Consider the following 22058-nt stretch of genomic DNA (forward strand, 5'->3'; position numbering starts at 1 on the left):
GCATCATTGGAATCTAACCCTCCAGACCATCCGTTCCATAGAGAGCTGTCATTTCATTAAATTTATCCATAAAGGCCAGCCCTTCTTCTACACAAGCAACGCCGTAGCGAATTACTTTATCCTCCGAGGTAAAAGGAAACGGAAAACCTGCTCTCAAGCTTTTTAACACAAGAATAATCCGATCACTATATAAAAGAGCACGCCCAAATCCTTCCCCATTTATTTCAGAAGAGCTCTGAACCAGAACCCCACTTTTCTCCTCGATCACGCCCGCCACCGCCTGAAACAAGAGAGGAACCTGCAAACGGACCTTTGGAGAAACCGCGCAGTTAAAATCAGATTTGTTCTTGTCTTCAGGGGAAGCGAGAAACAATCGTTCGATCTTCTTCTGTGGTGAAAGAGAATCATGCCTTCCAAAAAAGTCTTCTGTATCAAGCAATTGACACAACCGGCGTATGAGCATCTCTGCTATATCTTTATCCAGCTTTTTCTCCGTGGTTCGACAACGACGTTTTAATACTGCCGCTTCCGGAGCAACCCGGCCCATTAATGCAGAACTCTCATTAGCTATGGGATCCATCTACACTCGCCCCTTCCGCTTCATTTTCAGCATGTAATACCTTGGCTAGCCACATCGGTGGTTTGCCCTGTAGCATTTCAACAATCCGCTTCACTTGCTCATCAATAGGACTGCCTGGCGGAACCTTTACCGGCATAATTTTACGACGTGTGACTCTTGCCGCTGCTGAGGCTCCAATCTGCATGATGAATATTAGCGTGCAATCCTCTACCACCTCCAGACGACTCTCTATTTTGCCTGCTTCATCCTGATTGAGAATCGTTGGCAGTTTACGAAGACCTATAAGCTCCCCGCCACCTTTGGTAACTTTATAAATTGCGAACATCGGACTCTGCCCAAAATGGGCATTCACTCTAATTCCATCCTCTGTAGCGAATGCTACTTTCACGATGTTCCTCCTCCCTTCGCATTAACAGATTCGCCGCTTTATTCGTCCACTCCATCGCTCCCCGATACCCTACAGAGGTGGCCATATAAGCACCAAGCTCATTCCAAACGGGAAATCCAGCCGCCATAAATGCTGCATCTAACCGCGCCGCTCCATTTATCCCATGTGAGTTACCGATCCATAAATCTGCACCTTTACCCAAAAACTCAACATCATCCAGATCACCGACCCATACCTCTCGTTCCATCTCAACCACCAAAGGAGTTTCATAGGAGGTGACCAGGGCCTTTTGCTCCACCCCCAGCTCTTCGAGCCAAGAAGATACGGTATACAAATGATCTGGCTCCAGCGCGACAAGTGCAGACATCCCCGCAAATTGAAAATGAGCATCCAGCATGCTATCCAATAAATTCTCCCGTTGCCAGCAATAACGAAGCTGTACCGGCTCCCCGCTAATTTGATGCAGGAATTGCAAAATATCATCCGTTGCTTTAAGCCCCATCGCACTCTCGAATACTTTGTAGGGAGTTCCCAGCGCATTATGCAGTCTTCTAGCTGGACGCTCCATACTTCCGCCGATGGCAATGGTTAGACCCGAATGCAAGCTTTGCAGCATCGAATCCAGAGGCACCCCACCTCTTGTCAGCGGTGAAAATCCTGTCAGCAGATGCCCAGACAAAGAGGTCGAAATATCAGGTACAGCGATTACCTCAAAACCGAAGGAGGATATCATTTCTTTCAGCTCCATCACATCACCCGGCGTCAGAAACGATCCCGGCAAGAGGGTAATCTGACGTGTATTTACACTCCTTGAACCCCGATGGCCTACCTGCTGGATCATCTCATCAAGCATCGCCTCCACGGTAGAGCTGAACCCCGATTCCAATGAACCACGAAAGTCTGGTAAGGTGACGGAAAAAGCAAGCCCACCCCGCATGTTCCGCTCCCTTTTATAGGTCTTGAGCATGGATTGATAATCCACTCCTGCCACATCCGTCAGCTCAGTCCCAATAATGCCTATAATGTCTGGTCGGTGTTTACTGAGTATGGTATTTAGAGCTTCCTCTAAATTACGATTCGCATCAAAGATTACATCCATCTCCTGCAAAGCAGAGGTCTGTACGGCTATAGGCTCACGAAAATGCCGGGTAAGCAGCGCCTTCGGAAATGCGGAACAACCTTGCGCACCATGCACAATAGGCAATGCCTTGTAGCAACCCTGAAATGCCAGTACGGAACCAAGGGATTGGCCTATTTTCATTGGATTAACCGAAGTCGGTTTACTCCTTTTGTTAACGGTCATAGGAAGGTTCCCCCTTATCCCAGGGAGCGGCACTGGCAGCCAGCTTCCAGATTGGATTAGCAAGAGAATACGTCAGCTCCTTTGCCAGCCTTAGTAAACCTTCGTAACCAGCATAGGCCTTGTGTCTTTCTTGATTAATATCGATAAACGGAATCTGCTCTTTCATTGCCACATACATATTCCGTCCGCCAGCAATCATAATATCTGCCTTACGATCCCGGACGGTTTTGATAATTCGGCTTGCCCCGCCCTCCGGGATATATTCGGTGTCATCACCAACACGATCCGCTATACGCCGTACATCATCTTCCGTGCTTTTGTTCGTGCCTACACCTACCACCTGAACGCCTAACTCCTTCAGTGCGGAAATAATCGACCAGCTTTTTACTCCACCCGTATAGAGAACTGCTTTCTTTCCTTTAAGCAGCTTGCGGTAGGGCCGCAGCTCCTGAATCAGTCTGTTTTCCTCTCGTTCCGTCAACCGATCCACACGCCGCTCCATCTCACGGTCATTCAGCAAATAAGCCATTTGACGTAAGGAATAAGTTGTCTCTTTGGCCCCATAGAAGGAGCCTTCGAAATAGGGAATGTGGTATCTTGCCTCCATTTCTTTTGCCAGACCTAACAATGCACGGCTGCACACAACCATATTCACTTTTGCATGATGTGCCCATGTAATTTCCTTATATCTTGCATCCCCTGTAATTCTGGACATTAGCGTAATTCCAACACTCTTCATTAATTTCTCGATATCCCACATTTCACCCGCGATATTGTACTCTCCAATCAAATTCACACCTAAAGGAATCTCAATCTCTGGTTCACCTGTGCCAATGACATATTGTAGCAGCGCTTCACCAGCCAGCCGATTTCCAAGATTCTTACTGCCTACGAATCCAGGGCTGTTCACGGGGATCACAGGAAGCCCCAATCTGCCTGCCGCTTCCTTGCATACCGCATCCAAATCCTCGCCAATCAATGCTGTCACACAGGTCGCATATACAAATATTGCCGGAGGCATAAAGCGCCCGGCAATATAGTCAATGCTATCTTTAAGTTTCTTTTCTCCGCCAAAAATAATGTCGTTATCGTTGAGATCTGTAGTAAATCCGTATTGTGAAAGTGATGGCCCGCTTGACAAAGCCCCTCTACTTTCCCAGCTATTCCCGGCACAAGCAGCCGGCCCATGGACGAGATGCGCAGCATCCATGATCGGCAGCAGCGTGATTTGGGCTCCGTCGAAGGAGCAGCCCCCAGCCGCTTCGCCCGGCTTGGGGCGTGGACATGGCTTCGATTTCGGAGTTAAGCTCCCGCAAGCTTGCGCGTCGAATACATCGTTTCTGATGGACTCCATCGTACCACCTCCCGTAACTGAATACTCCTTACTCTTAAAATGCTCAATTATTCAGTGTCACTACGATAAATATTGGACTAACGAACAAGATCGTGGTTGAAGCCAGATGAATCCTCATCCAACCCCTGCAGGATTGTATTTACTATAGTAGTTAACAAGTTCAAGGCACCTTGATAACCGATAATCGGATAACGATGCAGATGATGGCGATCAAAGACAGGGAAGCCTACACGGATCAAAGGAACGTCGGCATCTTTGGCAGCAAATTTAAGATGAGAGCTTCCAATGGCCAGATCCACAGGATCATCAATCAGCAGCGAGCGCATATGCCACAAATCATTTCCGATATGAACCGTTGTTTCTGCTCCGTAGGGACTGGCAGCAAGCAGAGCTTTCGCTTCTTCTTTAAATCCGTTTTCCCCATTGGAGCACACAATATGAATAGGCTCTATACCGACTTCCAGACAGAATTCAATCAGGCCGATCAGCAAATCCGGATCGCCAACTAAAGCCACTCGTTTGCCATGCAGATAAGGGTGGCTATCGAGCAAAGCATCCACTACCCGGCCACGTTCTTCCACAAGCTCAGGCGGAATGGGCAATCCCGTTAATTCACTGATAGACTCTATTAGCCGATCTGTGGCATGAATGCCCAGCGGAGTCGACATCGCAACGGTCTGTTGTTTCCATGTGCCGCTGATGTATTCCAACGTTTTTTTGACAGAATATTTCTGAAGAGAAAGAGTTCCCAACGCATTAGCTGCCTTCGGCACATCTGCCAGCTTCGTTCCCCCATAATAATAGGAATATTCTCCTGTAGCCGGGGAATCAAAATTGCCGCTGTGGTCACCAAGGAAGGTGTAGCCTGTATCAAACGCGGCAAGGATTTTTCGAATTTCCGCAAAATTCCCCGTATAAGGCTCAAACCCTAAAATGACATTCAGCTTCTCTCCAGTTCCCTCTCCACTGCCAGGGGTAGCTTCAATCCCAGAGCGGATGAACAAGGTACTGAGGATGGACTTTAACATGGAATCGTAACCTGTAATATGTGATCCGGAAAAACTTGGCGTGTTGGCGTAGGGCACTGGAATTTCGTTCGAAATTGCACCCTTCTGGCGGGCATTGGATATAAAAGCCTGCAGATCATCCCCTATAACCTCAGCCATACATGTAGTGGATACAGCTATCATCTCTGGCTTATAGAGCGCCACACTATTTTCAAGACCATCAATAAGATTGTTCATCCCTCCGAACACCGCACCATCTTCTGTCATAGAGGAAGAAACCGCGGGGGTTGGCTCCTTGAAATGACGGCTCAAATGACTACGAAAATACGCAGTGCAGCCTTGGGAGCCATGTATAAACGGCAGAGTTTTTTCGAATCCCAGCGCAGCCATCAAGGCTCCTAGGGGCTGGCATGCTTTATGAGGATTAACTACCAGTGAGGTGCGAGCAAAATTCTTATCCTTATATTCAGACGACTTCGAGTAGGCTAATGCTTCTGCTGTCTCTTGCTCACTGCAGGGTGCCTCGAATGCTTTTTTCCCTTCACGTTGCTTCACATAGGGTTCAGTTTGAAATAATGTATTGTAATCCGAGATCTCCAGTTTGTCCTTCATACGCCCGCCTCCTTTTTAGGGAGTGATCCTGTTTTCCCTGAATTGATCAAGCTCCACACTGGGCTGTTAATGGTCATGTCCATGTCCTTAGCAAAAATCTTAAACCCGTCATAGCCATGGTAAGGACCACTATAATCCCAAGAGTGCATTTGCCGGAAAGGAATACCCATCTTGTGATACACATATTTCTCCTTCACACCCGAGCCCATCAGATCAATATCAAGTCTTTGCGCAAGCTCTTCCAGCTCGTAAGCGGTTGGATCATCGTAGATAATAGTGCCTTCCGGCAGTTCAGGGAATGTTTTCTCGTAATCATCCTTGTGAGCGAACTCATAACCTGTGCCCACTACCTCCATACCCAGATCCTCATAAGCCCCCAGTGTATGGCGGGCACGTAATCCGCCTACCAGCAGCATGACCTTTTTACCTTCCAGCCGGGGTTTAAATTTAGAGATAATCGCCTCCATTTGTGGCGTGTATTTAGCGATGACTTTCTCGCAATTTTCCTGAATATACTCATCAAACCTTGCGGCGATGGCTCGAAGGCTTTCAGCTGTTTTGGTCGGCCCGAAAAAGTTGTATTCCAGCCAAGGAATCCCATATGCTTTCTCCATCGTCGTTACCATATAGTTCATGGAGCGATGACAGTGAATCAAATTGAGCTTCGCCTTATGCGCGATCGCCAATTCATTGATGGTTCCATCCCCAGACCACTGCGCAATAACACGCAGCCCCATTTCCTCCAGTAAAATGCGTGAAGCCCAAGCGTCCCCGCCGATGTTATAATCTCCGATAATATTAATATCGTAAGGACCACATTCCGCAAGCTCCTTCTTCCCCATCAGAAAATCACGGATCGCATCGTTAGCAATATGATGACCCAAGGATTGGCTAACCCCACGGAACCCTTCACAACGAACGGGAATGATCGGGATACCTAGCTCGATAGACATTTTTTTGGACACCGCTTCAATATCGTCTCCGATTAGCCCCACAGGACACTCTGATTGGATCGAAATTCCTTTAGCCAGTGGGAACATTTCTTTAATTTCACGGCAAATGACTTCAAGCTTCTTGTCACCGCCAAATACAATATCTGTCTCCTGAAAATCACTCGTCACCTGCATAGCCGTAAAATTATCAATGCCCAGTGTTCCATTGGCATAATTCCGTCTTGTTCCCCAGCTATATTGTCCACAACCTACAGGACCATGGCTGATATGCACCATATCCTTGATCGGGCCCCAGACCACGCCCTTCGAACCGGCATAAGCACATCCTCTTTGGGTCATAACCCCCGGACGGGACTTCATATTCGATTTGATGGCGCATTTGCCACAGTTTATTAACTCTTCATTATTGATTTCAAAATGCTTCTGACGATCCTTCCGTGCCTTTTCCGGGTAAACCTCAAGAATCTCTTCGAGCATCTTTTGGTTATCTTCGATATTTAGCCCCATTCTGAATCCTCCTCATCCCTTAGAGTGATCCGGTGAACAGCCGTCTCTCCACTCCTGTTCACCGGACGAACCTAATTATTGGCCAGATGCCTTCAGCTTTTTCAGCGCGGTCTCTTCATCCTCAATCACACCAAATTCCATGAGTAAATCCTCCAGCTCTTCCATAGAAATCGGGGTCGGGATTGTCATCATATTGTTATTCAGAATCTTTTCTGCCAAAATCTCATATTCTCTAGCTTGCTGATGATGAGGATTATATTGGGCTACGGTCATTCTTCTCAGCTCTGCATGCTGAACCACATTATTCCGCGGGACAAAATGGATCATTTGTGTATTCAAACGGCGTGCCAGCTCCATAATGAGCTCATCCTCACGGTCCGTATTACGACTGTTGCAGATCAGACCGCCCAATCTTACGCCACCGCTGTTGGCATACTTTAGAATTCCGCGCGCAATGTTATTGGCCGCATACATAGCCATCATTTCCCCGGAGCATACGATATAAATTTCCTGTGCTTTATTCTCACGGATCGGCATTGCAAATCCACCACATACCACGTCACCAAGTACGTCATAGGATACAAAATCCAATCCTTCATAAGCCCCTTGCTGCTCCAAAAAATTAATCGCTGTAATAATCCCGCGGCCGGCACACCCCACACCCGGTTCAGGTCCACCGCACTCCACATTAAGAATGTCGCCATATCCCAACTGAACTACATCCTCAAGCTCCAAATCCTCAACCGTTCCTCTTTCAGCTGCCAATTGGAGCACTGAATTCTGAGCTTTGGTGTTCAGAATCAACCGTGTGGAGTCCGCTTTAGGATCACAGCCTACGATCATTGTTTTTTGACCAAATTTAGTGGCGAGCTGCGCCAAAGTGTTCTGCGAAGTTGTGGATTTACCGATACCGCCCTTACCGTAAAAAGCAATTTGTCTCATCATTCATCATCCCTTCGAAATCGATATATTTTCAAAATAAGAGCTGATCTTCACACTTTCGAGAATCACATCCTGTATTTCACCTTTACGCACCAGAGGCAATACTCCGGCTTTATTTAAGCTGGCGCGAGGGACATCGCCAATGCCAGAGCAGAGCAATATTTGACAGTCCTTTAATATAGAAATAATTTCTTGTAGCGTGGCATTCTTATCCCCATTACAATCCGCTTTACCGTGGCAATAGGCCTGAATCTTTCGGACACCTAGCAGCTTCACGCTTACTCCATCTGTTTCATAAACCATGAACTCTGTCGCGTGGCCAAAATGTTGATTGACCTTATCCCCACCGCGTGTAGCAACAGCGACTTTGGTGGTGTGCTGCCCTTGCTGGAAAGAGTTCTGCCTTAGCTCTTTGGCTTTGACACGCTGACGGATTTTGGCATCAAGTTCACGTTGAAAAAGCGCTCTAGCTTGCTCATTTATAACTGGATTTGCATCCATCTTTTCTAATATAAAATCCTGATTACGATCCTGACCCAGCAGCCCAATGGCATCAGCACGGCATTGCCGACAATGGCGCATGACCTTCATTCCTTCGCGCCCAAGCACTTCCTGCAGGTTGTGCAGTTCTTTAGGACGCGGCGCCTTGCGCCCATCCCGTTCATACTGACTTCCCGGTGCGATAATTAAAGGCGTCACATTATGCAGAGTTGCCCCGAGCGCTTTAACTGTTCGCGATACTTCAGGGAGATGATGATCATTGACCCCTGGAATCATAACGGAATTAACTTTAACAAGAATACCTTGCTGTGCCAGCAGCTCCAAACCTTGAAGCTGGCGGCTGATCAGCAGCTCCGCTGCTTCTTGTCCTTCGTACCGGACCCCTTCGTCAACAACCCATGGATAAATTTCACGGCCCACATTGGGATCAATGGCATTGATGGTGATCGTGACATGACGGATACCTAGCGCTAGTATGGCGTCTACATGCCTGTAAAGGGTCAATCCATTAGTACTCAGGCAAAGGGTAACATCAGGGATCTGCCGCTTGACTCGTTCGAACGTGTCAAAGGTTCGTTCTGGATTCGCCAGTGGATCACCCGGACCTGCAATCCCAACTACCGACAGTTGCATCAGCTGTGCGGCTACACCTTTCACTTTTCTTTCAGCTTGCTCTGGAGTTAGCACTTCACTAACTACACCAGGCCTGCTTTCATTTACACAATCGAATTTTCGGTTGCAGTAATTACATTGGATGTTACAGGCGGGAGCAACCGGGATGTGCATCCTAGCAAAAAAACGATGAGCTTCCTCGCTGTAGCAGGGATGGCGGCTGAGCTCCTCCTCTGCTTCAATGGATAACCTCGATGACGTCTGCGGCATTTCCCCACCTCCTAAAAGTTTTATGCAGCATGAACTTCTAGTACTTCTTCGCAGTAAAACTCACTTCAACAGAACAACTGATGTAATTTTAGTTAACACAAATCATGTTCGATTGCTTTGATTAGTTTCATCATATTTTCATCAACCTACATCGTCAATCGAGTTTTTCCTTTTTAAGTCCTGTTTTTCCTTATGTTTGCAGTTTCGTCATATTAAATGTTAGTTTATATAACCTGAATGTATCATGTTTCCGTTTCCATTTTTATTCAATCTCTGTTGATTTCCGTCATCATGTCATGTTTCTGGCCATTTTAATGATTCTTAAAAGATAGAATCCATTTATTTCTGCAACTTTTATTGACAATGACTTTCATCTCGTATATGATCTCTTTAGGCAAGAACACATTGAATAATCTTAAAAATTTAATATATCCCGTAAAGGGGAGTAGCTGTTAAATAAAGTCGTCAATACGAGAATATGAGGATATTCTCCGGCTTTATTGGCAATTCACATTGTTAGCGAGACCTTTACCAATCAGGTTAGACCTTTATTCCAAAGGCTAATCTGTTTGGTAAAGGTCTTTTTTATATAAATTTGGTTAAAATGGTAGGGTAGATATCTTTTGGTAGATATTTGCATTCGAAAAGGGAGGACAACAGTAATGGATTGGGGATTATTATTAGAGTACGGTTGGGTATTGCTTGTTCTGGTAGCACTAGAGGGACTACTCGCCGCAGATAACGCATTGGTATTGGCAATTATGGTTAAGCACCTTCCTGATGAGGAAAGAAAAAAAGCGCTGTTTTACGGATTAGCGGGGGCCTTCGTGTTCCGATTCGGTTCGCTATTTGTCATCTCCTATCTGGTCGATATCTGGCAAGTACAAGCCATCGGCGCGATTTATTTATTATTTATCGCGGGTAATCATATTTTCCGAAAACTGTTGTTTAAGAAGCCCGTCACAGATGAAGCTGCTGAAAGCGGCACTGACGGTGCGGTCAATAAAAAGAAATCCAGCTTTTGGTTTACTGTTCTGAAGGTAGAAGTCGCTGACATCGCCTTCGCGGTCGATTCCATCCTAGCCGCAGTTGCACTCGCGGTTGCTCTTCCTGCAAGTGGTCTTCCAAAAATCGGAGGCCTCGATGGCGGACAATTCCTCGTCATCTTTGCCGGTGGATTTATCGGTCTGGTCATTATGCGTTTCGCAGCTTCCTTCTTCGTTAAGCTGCTGCATTCCCGTCCAGGACTTGAAATTGCAGCCTTCTTTATCGTAGGTTGGGTGGGTGTTAAGCTCTCAGTCATTACATTGGCGCACCCTTCACTTGGTGTTCTGTCCGAAGATTTCGCTCATAGTACCTGGTGGAAAGCCACCTTCTACGTTGTGCTTGTACTCATCGCTGTAATCGGCTGGTTTATGAGTAGCCACAAGGTTGAAGAGAATGTTGGCGAGAATCCGGTTAGAGAAGTAGACAAACAACTCGGTAAATAATCGTTAAAATACAGCCACAAACAATACCCCGTAAGATGCACCTTCTGAACAGGTGTACGTCTTTCGGGGTATTGTTATTTATCCTCGTTTTTGCTCTCGATATTCCTGCGGCGTACAGCCAACGGTTTTTTTGAAGAATCGAAAAAAATAGTGCTGATCACTAAACCCGAGCTGGCCGGAGATCTCGTGCATTTTTAGAGCAGTTCCAAGCAGCAGCTCCTTACTTAGCTCCACTTTTTTCTCCAGAATATAATCAGAAATCCCCTTCCCTGTCGTTCTTTTATACCAGCGTGACAGATAGGACGGATTAAGTGAGACTTCCTGCGCAATCCGGGTTAAGGACAAATCATCGGCCAGATGGGATTTAATATATTGGTGGATCATGGACAGGATATTCGATTCATCATGTTTATAGGTTGCGCTTCTGTTCGAGATAATCCATTCAAAAAACGTGTGATAAAAAGAGATGACATCCGACCAGTGTGTATTGATATTAAAATATAACATGCGTGATAAATTCATACCGCTATGGGCTTTTTCCGTTAAACCTAACTCTTGTAAAGTCTGCAGCAGGGTATTACTGATCCCCGACATTAATCTTAATCTCAAAAAAGGATCCTCCGGCCCACCTTCCCCCGAGATCTCCACCCATTTGCGAAAAGATGTGCCCCAATCGAGATCACCTTCAAGCAGCCGTTGTTTTAAATAGTCGAGCAGCAGTTCCGCTGTTGCATTTCGATTATGCATAGAACCTGGACTTGGGCTCAGTTCCTTGGTATTTATCCTCAGCAGCTTTTCCATCCCAAGTCCGGGGCTATCAAAAATGGCTAATCGTAAACGGTTCAAGGCATAGTTCAGCTCATGCCAATGCACTTCCTGATCACTGGCGATAATAGACACAGATAGTTGCAGACATTTGCCACAGGCTTGCTGAACGGATTCCATTGTTCCGTGGACGAAACGGAGCGTTTTTAACCAGAGCTCTTCTTCCTTGATTGAGGATACATTCTCGATTTTAGGCTGAACAAAACAAGCTATCGTCCCCGGATCCAGATCCACAGCCTTAACTTCAACTTTGTCGCTGAGCAGCTCCTCCGCAATATTGGCTACCGCATAACGAATTAAGCTCCGGTCTGAAGCCGTTTCATAATTTCGCCAAGCCTCCATCCGCAGAATAATAGGCAGGACGGGTCCATCCGCTTTGAACAGGAGCTGAATGGCGTCAAATTCAACCTGTAAGCTCTGCCGGTCTATCCGTTCAGTGCGTCTTAGAATATCGTGTAATAATTGCTGCTGTAACTGGGGCAGAGCACGCGGGAGCTTATCGCGAAGCCATTGGCTTTTATAGAAATAATCCTCTTCTGAAGATATTTTCTCCAAAGTCAGCTCCACAGCGGCACGAATTTTATCCATCCCCTCTGTCTTCAATAAATAGTCAACTACACATGGATTTCGGATTGCCTGATGGGCAAAATCAAATTCATTATGTCCTGTCAGCAGAATTACTTTACAACGCGGCCAGCGGTCGACAATTTCCTGAATTAACGCCATCCCATCCATACCTGGCATACAGATGTCACTAAGCACAATATCTATTTTTACGGTATTAAGCCAATCTATGGCATGATCCGCTGAATGAACCTTTATGATCTCTAAATCTTTAAAATCTGCCTTTACAAAAAATTCGTACAGCCCATCCAAAATATTAGGCTCATCATCAACTATCATCATTCGTTGCATCCTGCACATCCCCTTTAAGCGGTAAATTGACTCTTACACAAAGCCCGCCCAAACAACTTCTCTCTGCCTGCAAGCCATAAGGAGAACCAAATTTGATCCTCAATCTCTGATTCACATTTAATAAACCCGTGATTTCCCCCTGAATAGCATTCTGCTCGGAGAACTGGCGCTGCAAGAGATTTAACTTGTCCTCACTAAGCGAGTCACCGTTATCTTCTATTATAATAGTCAGCGTATGCTCAACTTTTTCATAACTCATTTTTAATAGGCCATTGCTGCTTTTTTGCTTAAGCCCATGCTCGAATACATTTTCAATAATGGGCTGCAGGAGGACCCGTGGGACTTTGATGTCCCGGCAATCCGCTGCAATCTCATCTACTTCAGCTCTAATTCTCGCGCCAAAACGAATCCGTTGTATAGCCAGATAGACCAAAGCATGCTCCTGCTCTTGCTGCAAAGTAACCTCCTGGGCGGAATCCCGGGTCATGTACCGAAAATATTGCCCTAAATAATCAGAGAACTCCTTGATCAGCTCTACATTTTCCACCTCAGCCATCTGTTTTATGCTAAATAGACTGTTGTAGAGAAAATGAGGCGTGATCTGCGATTGTAAATGTTTAAGCTCCGCTTCCCCTGTCCGGATACGCTGCACGTAGTTCTCATCAATTAGTGTATTTAAATGCTTAAGCATCTCATTGAAACGAGAATATAGATACCCAAACTCATCCCTGCGGGAGTGAGTAATAAAGATCCCCGTCTGCCCCTGCTCCGCTTTCTTAAATCCTCTGATAAGAATAGACATCGGTCGATGAATCATCCTGTACGTCCATAAAGAGAACAAGATAATGATCACTATCGAGACAACGAACAACAGCCACAGCAGCAATGAGTACACATGAATCGGCTTCATGAGCACCGTGTTGGGAATATTTGCGGTCAGCCTAAAGTTATTGCTGTGATCGTAGAGCGAATAATAAAAAGAGTCATCATAACGATACCGCTGCACACTTACAGTATCTTCACTATTTAGCGGTTTCTCTACTGGGAATAACCTGGGCTTCTGGTCAGAAGTTGATATCACATAATCGTTATTGCCGAAGGCCAACGTAATATCGCTCCCCCCTGATACAGCAAATTCTTTCAAACGCAACTCAAGCTCAGGCGACGAAAGCTTCACTCCCAGCAAAAAATTAGGTGAAAGATTGCGATCCAGGTTATAGGGATTACTGCGCAGTAAATACAACTCGTCTTCGTATTTAGATAAAGCGCCCTTCAGATTGCCCATAGTGGCCAGCAGACTTTGCCATTCCTCATTGGTGACATCCCTAACCCCCACCGCAGCGCTAACCCGCTTATTAATTTCCGGTACATAATACACAACATCACTAATATAAGGACTGGTTTCTTTGATTTGTTTTAGCTTGGTGTATATATTGTTCAGATTAGAATCCACTTCGTATCGGCTCATAATTGGAATACGGGTACTGAAGGTAGCCAGCGTTTCATCCTGAGAGTACTCCGTGACTAAGCCCGTTATCCGTTGCAGCTCAAATTCAAGATGGCTATAGTAAAAATGAACCTTCGATTCGTTCGCCCTCTCCACTTCAGCTTGCATTTGGTTGGAGCTATAGTAGGTAATAGATATACTCAGCGCACAGAGTGGAAGCATGACCAATAGGAAAGCTCCGATCAGCTTGATCACAATGGAATCGGGGTTCCACCCGATGGAGAATGATTTCATTGGAATTTTCTCCCTCTTCTATCGAATAATAATAAAGAAGGAGCCATGTTCAGGCTCCTTCTTATATTTAGGTCCAGTCCAGTTTACCCCTTTACACTACCCACGACTAGTCCATGCACAAAATATCTTTGCAGGAACGGATAAATCGCCAGGATCGGAATGATAGACAAGAAGATCTGGGAGGCTTGCGTTGTACGGTCTGAGATTTGATTTAATAACGCAGCTTGTTCAAAAGTAATATTTTCAGTCTGGATCGATACCTGCTGAAGTATGGATTGTAAATAGGTGGCCAGCGGATAATGTTCCGGGCTTCTCATATAAATCATGCCATCGAACCATGCATTCCAGTGACCCACCAAAGCGAACAACGTAATGGTCGCAATACTTGGCATAGATACCGGCAGATACACACTCCATAACGTACGTAAGTGTCCTGCGCCATCCATCCATGCGGCTTCCTCCAATTCTTTTGGCAAACCTCTGAAGAAATTGAGCATAAGCAGAACATTAAAGATCGGCACCGCGCCCGGTATAACAAGCGCCCAGATGCTATCCAGCAGCCCCATTTCTTTTACAATTAAATAGCCAGGAATCAGACCCCCACTGAAGAGCATCGTGAACACAAAAACCCAGGCATACACGGTCCGTGAGCGGAAGGACTTTGCCTCTTTAGACAATGGATAAGCTACTAGAATCGTAAACAACAGGTTAACGGATACGCCAAGCACTACCCGGAGCAGACTAGTTCCGAAGGAGTGAATGAACTGGTTGTTCTGAAGGATATATTTATAGGAAGAAAGTGTGAAATCCACAGGCCAGAAGGTTACGCTACCCGCGTTAACAGCTGCGCTGGAGCTAAAGGAGATCGCCAGAATGTTCACGATCGGAAAAAGACAAAGCACTGCGAGCAAAGTCAGAAATACATAATTGCAGCGGAGAAACCAACGATAAGCAGTTGAAGTATGGTGCATTTAGTCCACTCCTTTCTCTCTAAAAAATCCGATATTTAGCAAAACGATACGCCAGATAGTAACCCAGCCCGATAAATACGAAGGAAACTACAGATTTTATCAATCCTAATGCGGTCGATACAGAGTACTGAGCATCCTGAAGACCAATTCGGTAAATCATCGTGTCCAAAATATCGCCTGATTCATACACTAGCGGATTGTACAGATTGAACACTTGGTCAAATCCCCCGTTCAGGACGTTGCCAAGGCTGAGCGTCAGCATCAGGATCATAATCGGGCGAATGCCCGGAAGCGTAATATGCCAGGTCTGCTTCCATCTTCCGGCACCATCGATTACAGCAGCTTCATAAAGGGAGGTGTCAATGCTGGTTAAAGCCGCCAAATAAATGATCGTCCCGAATCCAAACTCCTTCCATTGATCTGTGATCACTAGTACGTATGGGAACCAGCTATTGTCCGCTAGAAATTGAATAGGCTGCATGCCTAATGCTTTTAAAAGCATGTTGACAATCCCGCTGCTCGGAGACAGTACATCTACGATAATCCCGCCCAAGATAACCCATGAGAAAAAGTGCGGCATATAAATAATCGTCTGAATCGAACGTTTGAAGCCGTTTACACGAACCTCATTAAGCAATAAAGCCGCTATAACTGGCACGGTCAGCCCAGCAATAATTTTCATGACGGAGATAAATACAGTATTCCATACGACCTGACCAAAACCGGGAAGCTCAAACAAATAACGAAAGTTTTCGAGCCCTGTCCAGTTCATATTCTTAAACCCTGAAATCGGGGAAAAATTCTGGAAGGCAATTACAAGGCCAGCCATCGGAATATAACTGAAAATAATGATTACTATTAAGGCAGGTAAAATCATTAAATGGAGCGGAATATTACGTAGAAATTGCTTAGTATTAAAGTGCATATGCTTTCTCCTCCTTGTATCTCAATTATAGAGCAGCCCCAAATTGCCTTAATAGTGTAGCGTATTGACTTTAAGTATCTTTTGTTGACCTGGTTATCGAACCGAATAGCTGCTCAGCCAAAAAAAGAACTGCCCGTTTGTCATTATCATGACTAGGGGCAGTCCTCTTCTGCGTAGTTTTTACTAGTTTGCTTTTACGATATCATTTACTTCTTTCGTTATTTGATCTCCACCGAGCTTTTTCCAGTTGGCTACGAATTTGTCGAATTCATCGATAGGAAGACTTCCGTAAATGATTTTGACAAAGGTCTCTGCACGCAGTTTATCCAAGGTAGCCGCTTTGCTGTTCATCGTTTTGGTTGGGGCATAAATGAACTCATTCATCAACACCAAGTCATTGTCGCGGTAGTGTTTGATAACCGATTGTGAGCTAAGCGGCCCAAAGATCCGTTCCATATGCCATTTATCAAGATCTCCACCGCGGTAGCTTTGAATATCATCATAGAATAATTTAGCTTCAAGGCCCATGTTTGAGGTATCTCCCGATTCAAGGGCTTTTTCCACTTCATCCTGTGCCTTTACATTTTTGTTCGGTGGCAGGTTGGATACAACCGCGTTTTGGAAGCCCAGACCTGTGTCCCCGTTCAAATATTTTGCCCGTTCTGTTTTAGCGGACTCCCCAAACATTTTCTCTGCTTGGAAGTTAAGCAGCTTGATCAATGCCTCCGGATGCTCGTAGCCCTTACGGACCGCGAATACGCCACCAATTGTAAGATGGTTTTGAGTTTTGGCAGGTTGGTCATCAATAGATTGTACTGGATAAGGCACCCAGTTAACATTTTGATCTTTTTTAATCATGTCCTTTACTTGGAAAGGGGCCCATTGCGGCAAAAATAACATACCGGATTTACCAGCATTCACATCCTCCATCGCTTTGGCAAAGTCTTTTACCCCAAACTCTGGATCAATGACTCCTTCTTTATACAATCTTTGCAGCTCCGCAAGTCCAGCTTTTACCTCCGGTTGAATCGTACCATTCACAACCTCGCCATCGGCATTTTTGATCCAAGTTTCCAGGTAGGCATGGTACCCGAGAAGAAACGCATTGATTGGCAAGTCCTTGTTCAACGAAATGCCGTAAGTATCCTGTTTGCCATTTCCGTCTGGATCTTTAAATGTAAAGTCTTCTGCAATCTTAATAATATCCTGCATGGATGTTGGTTCTGCCAGACCCAGCTTGTCCATCCAGTCTTTTCGAATCCATATCATATCAGAGGAATCCAGCGAACCCGGGAAGCTTACCATCGCCATCAGTTTTCCATCTTTCGTAACCGGCTTTAGTCCTGCTCCGTCTTCTTCAGCGTAATATTCTTTGACAAGATCCGAAGCATATTTATCAAACACCCCGGTCAAATCCTCCAACATGCCAGCTTCATAAAGCTGCTCGAATTGCACCGTGGACACCTTTAACAAATCAGGCAAATCCCCGCTCGCCAAGGTAACGTTCATTTTATCGTTATAGTTGGCATCAGCCACAATCCAGTCATAGGACACTTTAATCCCAAGTTCTTCCTCGTATCCTCTGGTCCAGATGTTATTGGAATGTGTATCGCCCTGCGCCAACGTCTCTTTGCCTGTTTCGTTCATCGTGGAGCGAAGTTTGATCGGCGGATCATATTTGGTTAAAGGGCCGCCTTCCATTTCCGTTTGCGCACTAGTGTTTCCCTCTGCGGAACTACTACTGCTTCCACTATTATTGCTGGAGCAACCACTGAAAACTAATGATAAAACTATGGCCGATGCCATTAAAGGCAAGCCTTTAATCTTTCTTTTCATCTATTGAACCTCCCTTATTTTCTATATCCTAATTGTAAGAAGAAAGCGTTAACACAGCGAGTGTGAACCGTTTACATTCGGTATCTTTTCTTTACCTATTCATGTTCGCCTAACAAAGCTCCGCTTTAGGATCACTCTGATTATCATAATACTGTGAGATTGTAAGTGTCTATGTATTGGTAATTAATTACACAAAAAGAGGCTGATCCTTATGCTATCCCTTAAGAATCTTAGCCATCTAGATTACCTATAATGAGCCGGCGGTGCATAGTGTAGGAAGATTGCGCTGAGGATCGCGTTGAGGATCGCGCTGAGGATTAAATTAAGCATTGAATTACGCGGCATTACGCGTTTAATTGTATTTAGTACACTTATAATGCATCAAATCACTCGGCCAAAGGATATAAGTGTATTTCGTACACTTATATCCTTGCTTTTCTCGCCGATAGGTGAATTCTCTAGTTTTTAGTTGCAGAGAATGCAATTAAAGATTCACATTCACCTTTTGCACAAGAAATAGCTGTATAGAATACAGTTATTTTCCGGATTCCAGCAAGAATCGGCGCACAAAAATTGCTGGGTGGAGACCGAAAACTGCAGCTGCCAGATAGAGATGCTTCAGTCACTCCGCCGCGCTGCAAACTAAAAAACCAGGCAGCGCTTCTCCAATCGTCGGAGAATCGCTGCCTGGCTGTCTTTTTAACACTTATTGGCCTATGATCTGATCAGTCTTTCCTTGCAGCTCCACTAGCTTCATGATCACCGAAGCCGCCAGCGCTTTTGTTACATTCTGCTGCGGATTAAACTTGCCGTTGTCATCCTTTAAGAGTCCCAATTTCACAACAAGAGCCACCGCCCCCTTATTGTTTATAGCTGAGCTATCACTAAACTGACTTACAGTCACATCTTTATCAAGATAAGCTGTGAGTTTATTATATTTCAAGAAATTAGCCAGATGAACAGCAAGCTGTTCCCGGGTTAACTTACTCTCTACTTGCAGGCTTTCATCCTTATTGATCCATTTACGATCCGCTGCAAAAATAACAGCATCATAATATGAATTCTCTGGCTTCACGCCTGCTACAGTTTTCCGTTCATTATTATTATAATAATTGGTGAAATTTGGGCTAGAAGCTTTGGCAAGATAGGTTAACCAATCACCGACAGTTATTTCTTGATCCGGGTTCACTTTGCCATCGGCATCCGGTGTAATCACATGGTGGTTTACCAATTCTGATAATTCCCGCTCTGCTGTATGGCCTTTGATATCCGTTGCAGATAGTTGAGCATCCTGCTGACCGAGATAATCATAGACCGCAATCCATTTTCCAGTGACTGCATCCAAAACCTGATTCAATCCGTTAGATTCATCAAAGGTTGTATCATATACCAGCTTCACCTTCGGTGCGACATAGTTTCTATAAGTATTGTATCCACCAACCTGAGTATACTTCAGCTTAGTCTGATATTTAGGTTTATAACTTTCGAGCGCTTCTTTCTTGGAAATTGTTGCATCAGGCGATAATGTGATTTCATCGATACTGCTTATCCGATTCCCCATATAAGAAGTCAGTCTGCCGTAAAGATCCAAGCTTACCGTAATGGTGCTGCCACTCACAGGAATTCCTTGATGATATCTAATAAACTGATATCCATATCCTGATCCGTCTGAAGTCAAACTCGAATTATCCCCGTATTCTACCAGCTTTAGCTTCTGGCTCGCCTGAGGATATAGACTATTAATTATACTAAGCGCTTTCACCTTCGCTTCAGCCTCACTAAGCTTCTTACCTCCAGCAGGTGCTGGCTCTTCCTTCTTCTTATCCTGAATAGCACCATAAGCTTGAACCTGGTACTGCAATACTTCACCGGTCTTTGCATCGATCTCGGCAGAGGATTGTTCTGGAAAGCCAGCACCAATGTAACGATCATTTCCATTACTGCCCCAGTATAGCTGCCAGATTTTTCGATCTGAATCCTGATAGTCATTTCTCAAGGTTTGCGAGATCAATTTACGATCTGCTGGAATATAAGCAACCTTCTCTACAAGTTGTGCTGCTTCTTTTGCAGAAAGCTCTGTACTAGAACTTCTTGCCTGAAAAACATCCTTACTCTTCGCTACTTCTGAATACACGACTGAGGTGGATACGGATTCTTTTCCTTCATAATCTATCCGCTTGCCCGTTAATGCATCGATAGGATATAGAGACTGATCTATTGGACGCCAGCCTAGAATCCAGTTGTTAGGTTTTCCGTTCTTATAAATAGGAATGTAAAATAGGCCCACATCAAACTGTTCCGCAAATTGCTTCTGTGCTTGCTCCAAGGTAATCTTGGGCTGTGCAGACGGGTACTCAAGCCCTTGAGAAGACTTAGAGAATTGCGTTACATTTCCGTTACCATCCACAACTATGTTAATGCTGTCCGATCCAGAAGGAATACCATTCTTCAGAATACTGAAGTTATACCCATATTGAACAGGACCGAATAATGATTCCGAAAAATAACTATAACCGACATTCTCATTTAATTGCAGCTCACTGCTCTTAACTGATGAGGCTGCCTTAGCCACAAAAGTCTTGGCGATCTCCAATGCCTGAGTCTGCGATACTTTCGGTGGATAATAGGACTCGTTCTTTTCCTGCGAGAATGAGAGATAGGTATTGATGATATCACCATTAATGGCGTCTACCTCACTGCTAAAACCATATCCCATATTCCCTTCTTGAACCTGCCACTGAATATGCCAGATCATTTGATTTGCTGGTGCTGGGTAGCTTTGGTTAGATCCCAGTTGAACATTGTTTACAGTTGCATCTTTTAGGGATGGGAATAGTTCTTTTAACTTTGCAATGGCTTGCTCCTGCGTGAATTTCACTTTTGTAGGATCAGCCTCAGAGTTCGTAGTCGTAGCTGGAGCCGCTGATTGCGTACTAACCTGCGTTACGGAAGTATTGCTGCTAACAGATATAGAATCGGCTGCGGCTAAGCCAGGGGGTAAGAGTAACGCGAGTGCAACTGAAGTGATCAATACCGTTTTAGCCGTTTGATGAACAAAAAGAGTACTATTGCTTTTCAAAAGAATTCATCCTCCTCTAACACGTGATTCATATTATTATACAGATATTTTCTTGTATTTTCCATAATTATTTAACGACAGGAAATTACGACATTTTGGTGATGTGAGCTATAATGGTAAACAGTTGCAGCAATAATTCATCTAGAAAGGGGGTCACCGACATTACTGACTGGAACCTTCAGCCGCTTATTGACGGTATTACTAGCCTAGACATTCGCAGTTGTCTAATCGTTCAACATGGAGAAACCATACTGGAGCATTACCGTGATCCACAAATCGCTGGAGAGCTTGGCAAAATCAACTCGTGCACCAAAAGCGTACTTTCTGCCTTAGTTTGCATAGCCATAGATAAACTAATCATTCCACCTCCAGACACACCTATTTCTTTATTTTTTCCTTCATTAAAAGAAGATCGTGACCCACGTAAAAAAGAGATCACTATCGAACACTTATTAACGATGACCGGTGGCTTTAACTGGACAGAGTTCGGCGGGCAGAATTCTTTTCCGGCCATGACTAAAACCGCAGACTGGATAAAATTTGTGCTTGCACAGCCCTTAGCTCATACACCAGGAACCGTGATGACTTATAACTCAGGCTCCTCTCAGCTCTTGTCCGCAATCCTGCGTGATTGTTCTGGACAGGCGGTTGCGGAATTTGCCGAAGATCAGCTGTTTCAACCGCTTAGCATTCAAAGCTATCACTGGGAGAGCGATCCGCAAGGCATACATACCGGTGGGTTCGGACTTCATCTGAAGCCGGAGGATATGCTGAAATTCGGCTTACTTTATTTGCAGGAGGGACGCTGGAAGGATCAGCAGATCCTTTTTTCAGATACAATTCAGCAATCTACTCGCCCTTACGTTGAAGCCAATCATCCGCAAAAAGGATTCTATGGCTGGCATTGGTGGGTATCCCAATTCAATGCAGGTTCAGAGCAACAGCCGAACGAGATCCCTTATTATTTTGCACTCGGCTTTAAAGGGCAGCATATCATTGTAGTTCCTGCTTACGAGCTGGTTGCCGTTATCACCGCGGATAAGTACAAAAAAGGCTCTCCTGCAAATGTTTTCGGCCGATTTATTGTGCCAGCTCTTCTAGGGCAGTAAGAACCAGAAATCACATGCAGTTCTATGTGTGGGTACCACACAATCCATAAAGCAGCCGCAGCCATAGACTGATAAAGTCTTGGCAGTCGCTGTTAGATTTGTACAAATGATCGCTCTTAATTTTTCTTCAACTCGTTT

General features: G+C 45.0%; 16 protein-coding genes. 2 read left to right on the plus strand and 14 right to left on the minus strand.

The genetic code is table 11. The annotated features are described in order from the left end of the window. Positions 1-13: 13 nt before the first annotated feature. From MKX34_RS26155 to nifB, 8 genes are all read right to left on the minus strand, one after another. Positions 14-580 carry a DUF269 domain-containing protein gene (locus MKX34_RS26155; protein WP_076296890.1) on the minus strand — a complete coding sequence of 189 codons (567 nt, stop codon included), beginning with the start codon at positions 578-580 and terminating at the stop codon, positions 14-16. Then, positions 564-968, minus strand: coding sequence for a NifB/NifX family molybdenum-iron cluster-binding protein (locus MKX34_RS26160; protein WP_036679578.1), 405 nt, complete (start codon positions 966-968; stop codon positions 564-566). Before MKX34_RS26160 ends, MKX34_RS26155 begins: the two co-directional genes overlap by 17 nt. Next, positions 934-2271 (minus strand): nitrogenase iron-molybdenum cofactor biosynthesis protein NifN, encoded by a 1338-nt coding sequence (nifN, locus tag MKX34_RS26165; protein ID WP_076296891.1) that lies wholly within the window; start codon positions 2269-2271, stop codon positions 934-936. The genes MKX34_RS26160 and nifN overlap by 35 nt, the downstream gene beginning before the upstream one ends. Then, entirely contained in the window at positions 2261-3625 is a 1365-nt protein-coding gene (gene nifE, locus MKX34_RS26170; RefSeq protein WP_036679585.1) for a nitrogenase iron-molybdenum cofactor biosynthesis protein NifE, read from the minus strand. Before nifE ends, nifN begins: the two co-directional genes overlap by 11 nt. Positions 3626-3702: 77 nt before the next feature. Further along, positions 3703-5244: a nitrogenase molybdenum-iron protein subunit beta gene (nifK, locus tag MKX34_RS26175; RefSeq protein WP_076296892.1), complete on the minus strand. Its 1542-nt coding sequence runs from the start codon at positions 5242-5244 to the stop codon at positions 3703-3705. Then, positions 5241-6704 carry a nitrogenase molybdenum-iron protein alpha chain gene (gene nifD, locus MKX34_RS26180; RefSeq protein WP_076179397.1) on the minus strand — a complete coding sequence of 488 codons (1464 nt, stop codon included), beginning with the start codon at positions 6702-6704 and terminating at the stop codon, positions 5241-5243. The genes nifK and nifD overlap by 4 nt, the downstream gene beginning before the upstream one ends. A 75-nt stretch (positions 6705-6779) precedes the next feature. Continuing rightward, positions 6780-7649, minus strand: coding sequence for a nitrogenase iron protein (nifH, locus tag MKX34_RS26185; protein WP_235219430.1), 870 nt, complete (start codon positions 7647-7649; stop codon positions 6780-6782). A 3-nt stretch (positions 7650-7652) separates the two neighbouring features. After that, positions 7653-9029 (minus strand): nitrogenase cofactor biosynthesis protein NifB, encoded by a 1377-nt coding sequence (gene nifB / locus MKX34_RS26190; protein ID WP_076179396.1) that lies wholly within the window; start codon positions 9027-9029, stop codon positions 7653-7655. A 662-nt stretch (positions 9030-9691) separates the two neighbouring features. Between nifB and MKX34_RS26195 the strand changes: the two genes are divergently transcribed. Next, on the plus strand, positions 9692-10519 hold the full coding sequence (locus MKX34_RS26195; RefSeq protein WP_036679597.1) for a TerC family protein: 828 nt from the start codon (positions 9692-9694) through the stop codon (positions 10517-10519). A 78-nt stretch (positions 10520-10597) separates the two neighbouring features. Here the strand turns inward: MKX34_RS26195 and MKX34_RS26200 are convergent, their stop codons facing one another. From MKX34_RS26200 to MKX34_RS26225, 6 genes are all read right to left on the minus strand, one after another. Continuing rightward, on the minus strand, positions 10598-12250 hold the full coding sequence (locus MKX34_RS26200; RefSeq protein ID WP_339203765.1) for a response regulator: 1653 nt from the start codon (positions 12248-12250) through the stop codon (positions 10598-10600). Continuing rightward, positions 12237-14000 (minus strand): histidine kinase, encoded by a 1764-nt coding sequence (locus MKX34_RS26205; protein WP_036679602.1) that lies wholly within the window; start codon positions 13998-14000, stop codon positions 12237-12239. Before MKX34_RS26205 ends, MKX34_RS26200 begins: the two co-directional genes overlap by 14 nt. An 83-nt stretch (positions 14001-14083) precedes the next feature. Further along, the gene (locus MKX34_RS26210) at positions 14084-14971 is read right to left on the minus strand and encodes a carbohydrate ABC transporter permease (RefSeq protein ID WP_076099478.1); all 888 of its coding nucleotides are present in this window, start codon (positions 14969-14971) and stop codon (positions 14084-14086) included. A gap of 19 nt (positions 14972-14990) precedes the next feature. Further along, complete coding sequence (locus tag MKX34_RS26215) at positions 14991-15896, minus strand: ABC transporter permease subunit (RefSeq protein WP_076296894.1); 906 nt, start codon at positions 15894-15896, stop codon at positions 14991-14993. Between the two features lie 183 nt (positions 15897-16079). Next, positions 16080-17732, minus strand: a complete 1653-nt coding sequence (locus tag MKX34_RS26220) for an extracellular solute-binding protein (protein WP_076296895.1) — start codon at positions 17730-17732, stop codon at positions 16080-16082. A 706-nt stretch (positions 17733-18438) separates the two neighbouring features. Next, on the minus strand, positions 18439-20811 hold the full coding sequence (locus MKX34_RS26225) for a YcdB/YcdC domain-containing protein (protein WP_036679615.1): 2373 nt from the start codon (positions 20809-20811) through the stop codon (positions 18439-18441). A 113-nt stretch (positions 20812-20924) separates the two neighbouring features. Here MKX34_RS26225 and MKX34_RS26230 point away from each other — a divergent pair, with 113 nt between their 5' ends. Further along, entirely contained in the window at positions 20925-21920 is a 996-nt protein-coding gene (locus tag MKX34_RS26230; RefSeq protein ID WP_081383951.1) for a serine hydrolase, read from the plus strand. The last annotated feature ends 138 nt before the right edge of the window (positions 21921-22058 follow it).

This window comes from Paenibacillus sp. FSL R5-0636 (assembly GCF_037974255.1).
GTDB classification, from domain to species: Bacteria; Bacillota; Bacilli; order Paenibacillales; family Paenibacillaceae; genus Paenibacillus_AQ; species Paenibacillus_AQ odorifer.